This is a genomic window from Pseudomonas cichorii (assembly GCF_019719005.1).
GTDB classification, from domain to species: Bacteria; Pseudomonadota; Gammaproteobacteria; order Pseudomonadales; family Pseudomonadaceae; genus Aquipseudomonas; species Aquipseudomonas cichorii_E.
Genome location: NZ_JAIGPJ010000029.1, coordinates 38,270 through 51,240, shown reverse-complemented (window position 1 = coordinate 51,240; position 12,971 = coordinate 38,270). Strand labels below are relative to the sequence as shown.

Here is a 12,971-nt window from a genome sequence, read left to right as displayed (position 1 = left end):
ATCTGGATCAATTGACAGGCTAATTAAGGTCGTTGGTCAGCCACGTGTCACCCGGTAAGGTGTCTGCTCCTCGTGCAACTGGCTGATCCATGGGTTGAGCACCATGACACCGCACTGCTCGAAGTCGGTGGTGTTTCGGGTCACCACTTTCATGCCGTGAACCAGAGCAGTGGCTGCGATCAGCGCATCGCATTCGCTGCGTGGGTCGGGTGTATGCAACTGGGCGCAGCGTTTGGCCACGGTGGTATCCACGGCCAGGATTCGCCCGGCGAATGCTTTCAATACGTGATGTTCCAGCCATGTGCGCAGTGCCGCGCCCTGAATAGGGTCGCGGCGTTCGATGCGCAATATGCCTGTTTCCAGTTCCATGACCGTGATGGCCGAGATAAACAGGCTGGCGGACGCATGGTCGTTTGCCCAGCGCACGACATTTGCATCAGCATTGCGCTTTCTGAGTTCGGACACCACATTGGTGTCGAGCAGGAACATCAGGAAAGATCTACAGGGCGAGGAGTGATATCGGCCCGTTGTGGCTCGAATTCGATATCGATGTCCCCAGGCATGGATAGCATGTCGACGATGCTGACAGAGCTGCCGGTCAGTTTTCGATAATCCTCGATGGAAAGCAGGACATGGGCCGGGCGCCCCCTGTCGGTGATGAAGACCGGACCGTCGTTCGCAGCCTTCTTGGCCCCGCTGGTGTCCTGATTGAATTCGCGGCTTGAGAGCGTTGTCGTCATGAAGGTGACCTCCTGGAAGATGTAGATATGTTGCTATATTGCTGACCCAAGCAGTCTAGTCGTGTAGAAACATGACTACAACAAAAATGTATTGTCCAAATGCAACAGCCCCGCTGGTTGAGGGCAGGGCTGTCTTGTCGAGCTGGTCACTGAGGTTCGGCGGGTTTTTCCTGGCGTGACAGGCTGTAGACATAAGCAGCCAGCAGATGAACCCTGTCATTGCCTTGGATCGCTTCCTGGGCTGGCATCTGGCCCTGACGCCCGTAGCGGATGGTCTGTTGCAGTTGCGCAAAGCTCGATCCGTAGATGAATGCACCCGGATGGGTAAGGTCTGGTGCGCCCAGCACTTGCATGCCTTTACCTTCCGGGCCATGGCAGGCTACACAAGTGGTCGCGAATATCTTCTGGCCAGCCACCGGATCAGCCTTGGTGCCTTCGGGCAGTGTGCGACCGCCAAGCCCGGTCAGGATGTAGGCCGAGACGTCACGCACGCCTTGCTCGCCGACCACTTCGCCCCACGCGGGCATGACCGCATGACGGCCTTTGAGGATCGAGGTCTTGATGGTCTGCGGGTCGCCGCCCCAGCGCCAGTCGGCGTCGGTGAGGTTGGGGAAGCCGTAGGCGCCCTTGGCGTCCGAGCCATGACATACCGAGCAGTTGGAGGCGAAAAGACGACCGCCCATTTTCAAGGCCTGCGGGTCTTTGGCGACGTCCTCGATGGGCATCGCCGCGTATTTGGCGAACAGCGGACCGAAACGGTTCTCGGCTCGGGCCATTTCCTTTTCCCATTCATGCACGCCGGTCCAGCCTTGCTGACCATCCGAAAACTGGCGCTGCTTTTCAGTGTCCGCATAGTTGTAACCCGGCAACAGGCCTTTCCAGTTGCCCAGGCCCGGATACAGCGCCAGATAGCCCAGGGCAAACACGATGGTGCCCACGAAGAGCATGAACCACCAGCGTGGCAGCGGGTTGTCGTATTCCTCGATGCCGTCGAAGGAGTGGCCTACGGTTTCTTCGGTCTGATCATTGCGCTGGCCTTTGCGGGTGGCCAGTAGCAGCCAGGTCAGGGCGAAAATAGTACCCAGGGTCAGGATCGTGACATACAGGCTCCAGAACGTTGTCATTCTTTGTTGCTCCCGGAGTCGCTGGCTTGCTGCTTGAGCTGTTCGATGGCTTGCGGGTCGTCGGCGAAGGGCAGCAGGGTCGCGTCGTCGAATTCAGCCTTGCGCCTCGGGCTGAAGACCCACAGCGCCAGCCCGATAAAAGCCACCATCACCACCAGTGTGCCCAGGCCTCGAATCATTCCGATATCCATTGTGCTCACCGTTTGCTCTTGATGATGGTGCCCAGGCCTTGCAGGTAGGCCACCAGTGCGTCCATTTCGGTCTTGCCTTTGACGGCGGCTTCGGCACCCGCGATGTCTGCATCGGTATAGGGCGTGCCGAGGGCGCGCAGGACTTCCATCTTTTTGGCGGTTTCCTTGCCATCGAGCTTTTTCTCGACCAGGAAGGGGTAAGCAGGCATTTTCGATTCGGGCACCACATTGCGCGGGTTGTACAAGTGAGCGCGATGCCAGTCATCCGAGTAGCGTCCGCCGACGCGGGCCAGGTCCGGACCGGTACGCTTGGAGCCCCACAGGAACGGGTGATCCCAGACGCTTTCGCCGGCCACCGAATAATGACCATAGCGCTCGGTTTCGGCGCGGAACGGGCGGATCATCTGCGAATGGCAACCCACACAGCCGTTGGCGATGTACACGTCCCGGCCTTCGAGTTCCAGGGCGGTGCGCGGCTTCATGCCTTCAACCGGCTTGTTGGTCACGTCCTGAAAGAACAGCGGCACGATCTGGGTCAGGCCGCCGATGCTCACGGCAATGACCATGAAGAAGGCCAGCAGGCCAATGTTCTTTTCGAGTACTTCATGTTTCATCAGTGAGCTCCCACGACAGCGATCCGGGCTGCGGCTTCGGCTTCTTTCGGATCGGAGGCCCGGACGGTACGCCATACGTTCCAGGCCATCAGCAACATGCCGCTGGCGAAGATCGCACCGCCGATCATGCGCACGACATAGCCCGGATGGCTGGCCTGTAGCGCTTCGGCGAAGGAGTACGTGAGTGTGCCGTCGTTATTGATCGCCCGCCACATCAGGCCCTGGGTAATGCCGTTGACCCACATGGATGCGATGTAGAGCACCGTGCCGATGGTGGCGAGCCAGAAGTGGGCGTTGATCAGGCCGATGCTGTGCATCTGCTGACGACCGAAGACTTTCGGAATCATGTGATAGACAGCGCCGATGGAGATCATGGCGACCCAGCCCAAAGCACCGGCGTGGACGTGGCCGATGGTCCAGTCCGTGTAATGCGACAGCGAGTTCACGGTTTTGATGGCCATCATCGGACCTTCAAAGGTGGACATGCCGTAGAACGCCAGGGATACCACCAGGAAACGCAGGATCGGGTCGGTGCGCAACTTATGCCAGGCACCGGAGAGCGTCATCATGCCGTTGATCATGCCACCCCAGCTTGGAGCCAGCAGGATGATCGACATCACCATGCCCAGCGACTGTGCCCAGTCCGGCAGGGCGGTGTAATGCAGGTGGTGCGGGCCGGCCCAGATATACAGGGTGATCAGCGCCCAGAAGTGCACGATGGACAAACGATACGAATAGATCGGCCGCTCCGCCTGCTTGGGCACGAAGTAATACATCATCCCCAGAAAGCCCGTGGTCAGAAAGAAGCCCACGGCGTTGTGCCCGTACCACCACTGGATCATGGCGTCGGTCGCACCCGCGTACGCCGAGTAGGATTTGAACAGGCTCACCGGCAACGAGATATGGTTGACGATGTGCAGCATGGCGGTCACCAGGATAAAGGCCCCGTAGAACCAGTTGCCGACATAGATGTGTCTGGTATTACGTCGGGCGATGGTGCCGAAGAACACCACGGCGTAGGTGACCCAGACAATAGCCAGCAGAATCGCGATGGGCCATTCGAGTTCAGCGTATTCCTTGGTCGTGGTGTAACCCATGGGCAGGGTAATGATTGCGCTGACGATCACCGCTTGCCAGCCCCAGAAGGTGAAAGCGGCCAGGCCATCTGAAATCAGCCGTGTCTGGCAGGTTCGCTGCACCACGTAGTAAGAAGTGGAAAACAGTGCGCAGCCACCGAATGCGAAGATCACGAGGTTGGTGTGCAGCGGTCGCAGGCGCCCGAACGTGGTCCATTCCATATCAAGATTCAGGCTTGGCCAGACCAACTGCGCGGCAATGAAAACGCCGAGCCCCATGCCGACGATCCCCCAGACGACCGTCATGATGGCGAACTGGCGTACCACCTTGTAGTTATAAGCGGTCGGGCTGATTGCTGTGCTCATTTGCAGAGTTCCACGGTGCAGTATTTATGGATATTCAGAAGGCCACGAACCTGCCCTCGGCAGAAGCCGGGCAAGTATTTGCACTGAAACGATGGCCCTTTGAGGCAGGTTCCAGAAACACCGGAACACAGCCGACGCAGACCGAAAAAGGCGGGATGGACAGGTCGATGACACATGCCGGCAAATGCGTGAAGCATTCACTTCCCATGACCTGTGGCCAGCTAATGCCAGTCCACTGCGGGCAAGCTTAGTCGTGAAAGGCGGGCATGGGAAGCCGAGAGAGAGGGCTGCAAGGACGTGAGAGAATTCCGCACCCCGTTGCAGGGTGCGGAATTCAGTGGTGCTCCGGGAGGCGTTGTTACTGTGACTGCTTTTCCCTGCGCTCGAGTTGATCAGGACTCTGAGAAAGGCTGTACACATACGCGGCCAGCAATTGCACTTTGTCATTACCCAGCAAATCGGCCTGAGCAGGCATATGACCCTGTCGACCCAGTCTGATGGTCTGTTGCAGCTGTGCAAGGCTGGTCCCGTAAATGAAACCGCCCGGTTGCGTAAGGTTCGGGGCGCCCATAGCTTCGACGCCTTTACCTGCAGCACCATGACACGCTACGCAGGTCGAGCTGAATATTTGCTGTCCGGCGGACAGATTGGCCGTGTCATCGGCCGGCAGCGGCAGACCGGCCAGAGAGTGGCGAACATAGGCTGCGACGTTCTTGACGCCTTCTTCACCGATGACCTGTCCCCAGCCCGGCATGGCGGCGACCCGGCCCAGCATGATGCTGTTCTTGATGGTGTCGGCATTGCCGCCCCATCGCCAGTTGGTGTCGGTGAGGTTCGGGAAGCCATAGGCACCCTTGGCATCCGAGCCGTGGCAGACCGAACAGTTGGAGGCGAACAGGCGGCCGCCCATTTTAAGTGCCTGCGGGTCCTTGGCGACTTCCTCTACCGGCATGGCGGCGAATCTGGCAAAGATGGGACCGAATCGGGCGTCGGCCCGGTCCATTTCCTTTTCCCATTCATGGGCGCCGGTCCAGCCGTTTTCATAGCCGGGCAGGATGCCTTTCCAGTTACCCAGACCCGGGTAGAGGATCAGGTAGCCGACCGCGAACACCAGAGTGCCCGCGAAGAGCATGAACCACCATTGCGGCAACGGGTTGTCGTATTCCTCGATGCCGTCGAAGCTGTGGCCCATGGTCTGGTCGGTGCTGCCCTTGGTTTCGCCTTTGCGTGTGCCGATCAACAGCCAGGTCAGCCCGATCAGGCTGCCGAGGGTCAGCACGCAGATATAGGTGCTCCAGAAGGTGGTCATGGCTGGTTACTCCGCACGACAGGTTGTTCCGTTTCAGGTTTCGCGTCAGTGCCTGGGGGGCGAGGCTCGTCGGCAAAGGGCGCCATGCGGGCCTCGGCGAAATCCGGGTTGCGTTTGCTGCTGGACACCCACAGGGACATCCCGATGAAGGCGATCGCCACGATCAAGGTGCCGAGGCCGCGCAAGTCTTGAATATCCATGGCTCACCTCTTGCTCTTGATGGAAGTGCCCAGCACTTGCAGGTAGGCCACCAGTGCGTCCATTTCGGTCTTGCCCTTGAGGCTGGCAACTGCACCGGAGATATCGGCATCGGTGTAAGGCACGCCCAGAGTGCGCATGGCGCGGATCTTGGCTTCGGTATGGCTGCTGTCCACTTGCTGGGTGACCAGCCACGGGTAAGCAGGCATTTTCGATTCCGGTACGACGTTGCGCGGGTTGTACAGATGGGCGCGGTGCCAGTCATCCGAGTAGCGTGCGCCCACCCGGGCCAGGTCCGGACCGGTGCGCTTTGAGCCCCACAGGAACGGGTGATCCCAGACGCTTTCGCCCGCCACCGAGTAGTGACCATAACGCTCGGTCTCGGCACGGAACGGACGGATCATCTGCGAGTGGCAACCTACGCAGCCTTCGCGGATATAGATGTCGCGGCCTTCGAGTTGCAGCGCGGTGTAGGGCTTCATGCCTTCGACCGGTTTGTTGGTCACGTCCTGAAAGAACAGCGGCACGATCTGGGTCAGGCCACCGATGCTGACGGCCAGTACCATCAGGATCATCAACAGGGTGACGTTCTTTTCGATCACTTCATGTTTCATGTTCAGCTCCTCAGGCCATCTGCGCGGCAGCGGTGGCTTCGACCGGGCTATAGGCCCGCACGGTGCGCCAGGTGTTGTAGGCCATCAGCAACATGCCGACGAAGAAGATGGCGCCTCCGGCCAGACGGACGATGAAGCCTGGATGGCTGGCCTGCAGTGCTTCGACGAAGGAATAGGTGAGGGTGCCGTCCTCGTTCACGGCGCGCCACATCAGGCCTTGAGTGATGCCGTTGACCCACATCGAGGCGATGTACAACACCGTGCCGATGGTGGCGAGCCAGAAGTGCGCGTTGATCAGGCCGATGCTGTGCATCTGCTGGCGACCGAAGACTTTCGGAATCATGTGATACAGCGCACCGATGGAAATCATCGCCACCCAGCCAAGGGCGCCGGCGTGGACGTGGCCGATGGTCCAGTCGGTGTAGTGGGACAGGGCGTTGACGGTCTTGATGGCCATCATCGGACCCTCGAAGGTCGACATGCCGTAGAACGCCAGGGACACCACCAGAAAGCGCAGGATCGGGTCGCTGCGCAACTTATGCCAGGCGCCCGAGAGGGTCATCATGCCGTTGATCATCCCGCCCCAGCTCGGGGCCAGTAGAATCAGCGACATCACCATACCCAGTGATTGCGCCCAGTCCGGCAGGGCGGTGTAATGCAGGTGGTGCGGACCGGCCCAGATGTACAGGGTGATCAGTGCCCAGAAATGCACGATGGACAGGCGATACGAATACACCGGCCGTTCGGCCTGCTTGGGCACGAAGTAATACATCATCCCCAGAAAGCCTGCGGTCAGGAAAAAACCTACCGCGTTGTGCCCGTACCACCACTGCACCATCGCATCGGTTGCACCGGCGTACAGCGAGTAGGACTTGGTCAGGCTGACCGGGATTTCCAGGTTGTTGACGATGTGCAGAATCGCCACGGTCAGGATGAAACCGCCGAAAAACCAGTTGCCGACGTAGATGTGTTTGGTGGTGCGTTTGGCCACGGTGCCGAAGAACACGATTGCATAGGCGACCCAGACCACGGCGATCAGGATGTCGATCGGCCATTCCAGTTCGGCGTACTCTTTTGAGGTCGTAAAACCCAGGGGCAGGCTGATCGCTGCCAGGACGATTACCAGTTGCCATCCCCAGAACGTGAAAGCAGCCAGTTTCGGCAGAAACAGTCGGGTCTGGCAGGTGCGCTGCACAGAGTAGTAAGAGCTGGCGAACAGTGCGCAACCACCAAAGGCGAAGATGACCGCGTTGGTATGAAGTGGACGCAAGCGACCAAAGCTTGTCCACGGTAGGTTGAAGTTGAGCTCAGGCCAAACCAGTTGGGCGGCCAGAAAAACGCCGAGGCCCATCCCGACAATTCCCCAGATCACCGTCATAATGGCGAACTGGCGAACCACCTGATAGTTATAGGCGGTACTGTTAGTTGTGTTCATTTAGGTGTGTATCCCATCCAGCTTGGTCGGGGCCATTACGCACGGTTATAGCTCCGGGTTATTGGCAGACTCATCAGAAGCGAGGCAAGCATGGGCAATGGGCAAGAGGCCGGTATTGACAGGGATCAATGCGTACAACTGGCACGGGACAACGGCTGGCTCTGGACGGCGGCGCAGCCGGGAGCGGGGGATGGCAAGGCAACGCTGATTCTGGCCCATGGTGCCGGTGCGCCCATGGACAGCGATTTCATGAATGACATGGCTGCACACCTTGCTGCACAGGGCGTCAGCGTCATGCGCTTCGAGTTTCCCTACATGGCTCAGCGGCGACTCACGGGGGGTAAACGTCCGCCCAATCCACAGGCTCAGTTACTCGATTGCTGGCGTCAGGTGCATGAGCGTGTGCGACCTCATGTCACTGGGCGTCTGGCCATAGGCGGCAAGTCCATGGGCGGCAGAATGGCCAGCCTGATCGCTGACGAACTGCAGGTCGATGCGCTGGTGTGCCTGGGTTATCCGTTCTATGCCGTGGGCAAACCCGAAAAGCCTCGGGTGGCGCACCTTGCCGATCTGCATACGCGGGCTCTGATCATTCAGGGCGAGCGCGATGCGCTGGGTGATCGCGAAACGGTGCGGGGTTATGAATTGTCGGCGTCGATCACTGTGCATTGGCTGCCGACCGCCAACCATGATCTCAAGCCCTTGAAAGTGTCAGGGCTGAGCCACGAGCAATGTCTGGTAGAGTCGGCTCGGCAGATTGCAGGGTTTCTGGCCTGATCACGTGCAGTACACATCGAAACAGCCCTCCGTGACTTCAAAATCAATCGCCGAGATACTGAAACTGAACACCCCTTGCAGACGCTGGTTTTGCCGGTCGACCTCAATCAGGGTGAAAGTACCGTCCTGAAAATGCGCAGAGTGATAAATGACGCTCTGCCAGTGCGGGCTCTCGTTGTAGACCACTTTGATGCGCTCATTGCCCGGCAGGTTGTAAGTGCCGGGTTCCAGGTCCTTGTCGAAGAACAGGCCGATGCTGGTCCGTTTGTGGCCGACCTTGCCGTCGGCGATGATTTTCCAGATCCAGTGGCTGGGTGCCTGTGAAAGCTCCGGGCGCAGGGTCAACCTGCCCAGCAGGGATGAAACCAGTAGCGGTTGCCTGTTGACACAGACCTTGAAGCTGCCTTCGCAAGAGGGCGGGCGCACGAAGCGTCTGGAGGGAATGACGGGGTGGCGCATGGTCTGGCTCTTGAAACGTGACGCGCATGGAGAGATAAAAAGAGGGCGTTACGCTGTCAGGTAACGCCCTGAATGTTTCAGCTATGCCTTTATCGGATAGCGACGCCAAGACTGGCATTATGATGCAGCAATTTGAAGTCTGCGCCTGTGACCAGATTTTTCACGTAGTACCATTTCCAGCCCACGATGTTGGTCAGGGCAACCGTGCTGGACCAGTAATTGCCATTGCCCATTGGCCAGCTTCTGCCGTAGGTGCTGTGGATTTCCTTGAGCTCATAGATGGAAGGGATACGCGCGCCTTGTGCCTCGGCTGCAGCCGCCATCTTTGTGAAGGAACCTGCGCCAATACCCAGGCAATGAATCACGCCGGTAACGGTGACCTGATAGCTTTTCATGGCCCCCAGGCTGTCCGTGACCGAAATGATTGCCGTGCCTTTGCCTCGTGCCGAAGTCAGGCCGTTGCCGTCCACCTTGGCTACCAGCGGATCGCTTGAGCGATAGGTGTAAGGCGCCTGCCCGCCGCTGGCCGTGCGCTGGACGGTCGTGTCTGACGGCATGGCCGGCAGCAGATCGGGATAACCCGGCAACAGATAGACCTTGCCTTTGAGGACCACCGGTGAGGTATCGAACTCCAGTTCCTTGCTGATCTTCAGCCACAGCGTCGAAGACAGGGCCGCTGTACCTGAGCGGGTGACGGTGTAGGTGACGGTCGCTGCATCGCTGGCCACGATCAGGGCTTTGGCGATGGTGAATTGCAGCTCGGTATTGCCGCCCACAACCTGTGAGGGCGTGTCGTAAGCTGTTGCACCTCGCCAGTTGACCACCACGCTATCGCCGGGGCTCATGCCTGTGTAGGACACACGAACGGTTGCACCGGAGTCCGGGATTCTTGAGGGAATCACCACACCATCGGCACCGACGGTGTCCATGGTGGGAGCCGGCAGCTCTATGCGCGCATCAAGAACCTTCAGAGCCAGGGTTGCGGATTGTTGCACCGTGCCGTTGAGGCGGTTGACGGTATAAGACACCGCGACGGTCTGGCCGGCATTGGCATTGACCAGCGCTGCTGCAAACACAAGCTCCTGGACTTTGCCCACATCGGCAGCCGTGATGATCTTCTCTCTGATATCGCTGCCTTTTGGCCCTTGCCACTGCGCCGTGATCCGCTCGCCTGCGGCAAGGTTGGCGCTGGTGCCGATCTGTACAGTGGCCCCATTGATCGTATTGGCCGGGTCTAGGACGTCGCCATTGGCTTCCTTTACGATCGGGACGGGCAGTACCGGCAGTACCGATAGCTGCAGCTTGACGAGCCTGGCTTGCGAGTTCATGGACAGATTGCCCGCCTGATCGGTCACCGTGTAGTAGACCGGTGCTTCGATATCGCCAATGGTTTCCAGGAACGACCTGACGAAATCCACATTCACCCGCTGCAGCCCCATATCGTCCTTGTTGACCATGGTGATTGGGCCGGGAACCTCATTCCAGTAAGTGCGAATGACATCGCCTTCCTTCATGCCGTTGTAACTGGCAATGCTGCCTCTGAGCACGTTATGCACGTTTTCCAGCTCATCGGAAGTCAGCCCGTCGTCAACGAAGGCGGGGAACAGGATGGGGCCTAACTGCGGATTGCCGGGGGCGGTTCGGTCGATTTCAAGGCGTGTTGCCTTGGATGTGTCCATTACTTGGCTTTCCGGGTTCGCCGTTTCATAGGCAACCTCGTGTACACCTTCGGTCAGCAGAGCAACAGGGATCTCAAGTGTTAACTCATCGCCTGGCAGATGACTGTCCAGAATCGGTTTCTTGGGGCCAGCTGTCATGTCATTCCATAGCAGTTGGTAGGTATAGCCTGGCCGTGCACCTTCCCAAACCTTGAGCTTTACAATAACGGGCCTGTCGAGAAATTCGATGGGCAACACTCCGTTTTCGAGTGCGGCAGGAATTTCAGGTGCTTCAAGTTCTCCTTCTCGACGAGGAGATATAGACGTATTCATATTTATTTCCCTTATTTTATAGCGTGCGGATCGCTCACTATCTTTATTGGAAAGGAGGAATCGGGCAGGTCGGTTGAACCGAATCGAGCATGTTCACCGGCGCACGTGTAACTTTTGAGGTAACAGCACTCTGGTTACTTCCGGCAGGCGGTTCAACGCGGAAACTGGCTTCTGCAAAGCCGGTGCAGAGAATACGAAGGTTACGGTCGGGGACCGTGAAGGTATAACCGTTCGCTACATCATTTTTATCCAGTGTCCGGTCGGCGGTATAGTTCGATGCATCAATCGGGTTATTGTTTTTATCAAAACCCTTGAAGGTCAAGAACAGTGTCTGGCCTTCATCGATATTGATATAAGGCGCAATGTGCAGGTCTGCCCCATTGGGGTTGAGAATCGGGGCAATGAAACCCACGTCATTAAGTTTGAAGGGCGGGCCATCCAGGCCTTCAGAGCCACCCGGAAGTTCTTCCTTGGACCTGACCGTCACAAGTTGCACCGGGCACTTTACAGGGTTGGGATTCCCGGCACGTGTCACCGTGTAATGCACAGGAATTTCCGCACCGGTTCCTTGTGCCCTCATGATTGCATTATCGATCGGAATAAGAAGGTCCCGGGCAGCAGCGATATCCGTTGCCCTGATTTGATACCATTGGAGCTTTTGTTGATCTCCCCAGAACAGATTCAGGTTATCGCTGATAGCAAAGCCGGTATTCCACTTCACGACCCCCAGGGCATTGAGTTCATAGTCTTCTTCGTCAATGAAGTTGTCCGTGGTGTTGGGGCTTTCCACGCTGGTGCCCTGGACGATAAAGGTTTCCAGCGGTGTTGGAACCGGCAACGTCAGGAAAACATCAATGGTACTACTCAGGGACGTGCCTGCCAGGTCCAGTTGACGTGTAACTTCGTAGAAGACTTGCACGCTGCCCACAGGGTTGCGGTTGAGTGTCTCGTAGGGAATACGTAACGAAAGCACAATGTCTTCGTTCTCGTTACCCGGTGGAAGAGCGACCGGAACCAGTGGATTATTCTGCCCCCAGAACAACCTGATCATGTCAAAAGGGCTGGCACCCGGATACTTGGGAATATCCACCTGAACGCCTGCCTGCGCTTCTGCATAATCGATCAGGGTTCCTACTCCGGGGTCGATGATCGGAGCCGGGAAGTTGGCCGGAATATCCTGCAGCTTGAGGGTTATGGGCACAGGATTTGAGTCGATGGACGCGTTGCCTGCCCGGTCGAAAACCTTGTATTTGACCAGTTGTTCCGTTTCTCCCAGGCTTTCCAGAAAGGCACGGGTAAAGGTAATCGCAACCCTGTCCAGGCCCATGTCATCTTCAGTGACGGTGGCTTGCGGGCCAATAGTCGTGCCCCAGTAAGTCTGGACCACATCATGCTTTGCCATGCCGGTGTAGCCGGCAATCTGAACGTCCAGCTTCCCGCCCAGTTGCGCAAGTTCGGCCGCGGTCAATCCATTCTGTACTTCCGGGGGAAACAGGATGGCGCTGAGTTCCGGTTTTCCGGGAGCGGTCAGGTCAATCACCAGATTGAATACATTGGATTCGTTACTGATCTGACTCTCTGGGTTAAATGTTTGATATTGCAGTGTATGCGTTCCTTCGGTCAGCAAGTCAACAGGGATTTCCAGTGTCAGTGGATCCCCGGGGCGCTGAGTATCAAGAATCGGTTTTTCGGGGCCTACTGTTTCTCCGTCCCAATGGAGTGAATAGGTGTAACCCGGTTGAGCGCCTGCCCATACCTCCAGATCTACAATGACCGGTTTAGTCAATTCGGATATTGGTAAAAGCCCGGGCGTATCTTCGTCATGAAAAGCGACGGCTACATCCGGAGCTTTCAGGCTATCATCTTGTTCACGAGCGTTTTTGTCAGCAATGATGATGGGGAGTTGCGGTTGATGTTGCATGCTTGTTTCCTTGAAATAATTTTAAAATAAGCCCTGTAGGCGTTTTCGTATCAGGGACAATCTGCCAGCTGAAAAGATGATATTGGCCAATGGATTCTCTAGCTGCGGAACTGACGTAATCGATTTTTTTGGTGTTCGTCAATGGGGGTGGTAGAT

14 protein-coding genes are annotated in these 12,971 nt (G+C 57.6%); 1 reads left to right on the top strand and 13 read right to left on the bottom strand.

Going from position 1 to position 12,971, the window contains the following annotated elements; translation table 11 throughout:
* Positions 1-36 precede the first annotated feature (36 nt).
* The 10 genes from K5D32_RS19285 to ccoN (K5D32_RS19240) all read right to left on the bottom strand — a co-directional run bounded on the left by K5D32_RS19285 (position 37) and on the right by ccoN (K5D32_RS19240) (position 7,667).
* Positions 37-489, bottom strand: coding sequence for a type II toxin-antitoxin system VapC family toxin (locus K5D32_RS19285; RefSeq protein WP_221601439.1), 453 nt, complete (start codon positions 487-489; stop codon positions 37-39).
* Positions 489-740 carry a type II toxin-antitoxin system Phd/YefM family antitoxin gene (locus tag K5D32_RS19280; protein ID WP_221576501.1) on the bottom strand — a complete coding sequence of 84 codons (252 nt, stop codon included), beginning with the start codon at positions 738-740 and terminating at the stop codon, positions 489-491. Before K5D32_RS19280 ends, K5D32_RS19285 begins: the two co-directional genes overlap by 1 nt.
* Positions 741-886: 146 nt before the next feature.
* Entirely contained in the window at positions 887-1,864 is a 978-nt protein-coding gene (gene ccoP / locus K5D32_RS19275) for a cytochrome-c oxidase, cbb3-type subunit III (protein WP_221601438.1), read from the bottom strand.
* Positions 1,861-2,055, bottom strand: a complete 195-nt coding sequence (locus tag K5D32_RS19270) for a CcoQ/FixQ family Cbb3-type cytochrome c oxidase assembly chaperone (RefSeq protein ID WP_025259322.1) — start codon at positions 2,053-2,055, stop codon at positions 1,861-1,863. The genes ccoP (K5D32_RS19275) and K5D32_RS19270 overlap by 4 nt, the downstream gene beginning before the upstream one ends.
* Positions 2,056-2,060: 5 nt before the next feature.
* The gene (gene ccoO, locus K5D32_RS19265; RefSeq protein WP_025259323.1) at positions 2,061-2,669 is read right to left on the bottom strand and encodes a cytochrome-c oxidase, cbb3-type subunit II; all 609 of its coding nucleotides are present in this window, start codon (positions 2,667-2,669) and stop codon (positions 2,061-2,063) included.
* Positions 2,669-4,111, bottom strand: a complete 1,443-nt coding sequence (gene ccoN / locus K5D32_RS19260; RefSeq protein WP_221528814.1) for a cytochrome-c oxidase, cbb3-type subunit I — start codon at positions 4,109-4,111, stop codon at positions 2,669-2,671. The genes ccoO (K5D32_RS19265) and ccoN (K5D32_RS19260) overlap by 1 nt, the downstream gene beginning before the upstream one ends.
* A gap of 358 nt (positions 4,112-4,469) precedes the next feature.
* Complete coding sequence (gene ccoP / locus K5D32_RS19255; protein ID WP_221576505.1) at positions 4,470-5,420, bottom strand: cytochrome-c oxidase, cbb3-type subunit III; 951 nt, start codon at positions 5,418-5,420, stop codon at positions 4,470-4,472.
* Entirely contained in the window at positions 5,417-5,620 is a 204-nt protein-coding gene (locus K5D32_RS19250; RefSeq protein WP_221601437.1) for a cbb3-type cytochrome c oxidase subunit 3, read from the bottom strand. The genes ccoP (K5D32_RS19255) and K5D32_RS19250 overlap by 4 nt, the downstream gene beginning before the upstream one ends.
* Before the next feature lie 3 nt (positions 5,621-5,623).
* On the bottom strand, positions 5,624-6,232 hold the full coding sequence (ccoO, locus tag K5D32_RS19245) for a cytochrome-c oxidase, cbb3-type subunit II (RefSeq protein ID WP_025259327.1): 609 nt from the start codon (positions 6,230-6,232) through the stop codon (positions 5,624-5,626).
* A gap of 10 nt (positions 6,233-6,242) precedes the next feature.
* Positions 6,243-7,667, bottom strand: coding sequence for a cytochrome-c oxidase, cbb3-type subunit I (gene ccoN / locus K5D32_RS19240; RefSeq protein ID WP_221576507.1), 1,425 nt, complete (start codon positions 7,665-7,667; stop codon positions 6,243-6,245).
* A 90-nt stretch (positions 7,668-7,757) separates the two neighbouring features.
* Here ccoN (K5D32_RS19240) and K5D32_RS19235 point away from each other — a divergent pair, with 90 nt between their 5' ends.
* Positions 7,758-8,444 (top strand): alpha/beta family hydrolase, encoded by a 687-nt coding sequence (locus K5D32_RS19235; protein WP_221601436.1) that lies wholly within the window; start codon positions 7,758-7,760, stop codon positions 8,442-8,444.
* On the opposite strand, the gene K5D32_RS19230 is transcribed toward K5D32_RS19235, so the two are convergent.
* From K5D32_RS19230 to K5D32_RS19220, 3 genes are all read right to left on the bottom strand, one after another.
* Complete coding sequence (locus tag K5D32_RS19230) at positions 8,445-8,903, bottom strand: hypothetical protein (protein ID WP_221576509.1); 459 nt, start codon at positions 8,901-8,903, stop codon at positions 8,445-8,447.
* Positions 8,904-8,992: 89 nt separating this feature from the next.
* Complete coding sequence (locus K5D32_RS19225) at positions 8,993-10,894, bottom strand: hypothetical protein (RefSeq protein WP_409372882.1); 1,902 nt, start codon at positions 10,892-10,894, stop codon at positions 8,993-8,995.
* Between the two features lie 43 nt (positions 10,895-10,937).
* Positions 10,938-12,815, bottom strand: coding sequence for a hypothetical protein (locus K5D32_RS19220; RefSeq protein WP_221594381.1), 1,878 nt, complete (start codon positions 12,813-12,815; stop codon positions 10,938-10,940).
* Positions 12,816-12,971: the final 156 nt, after the last annotated feature.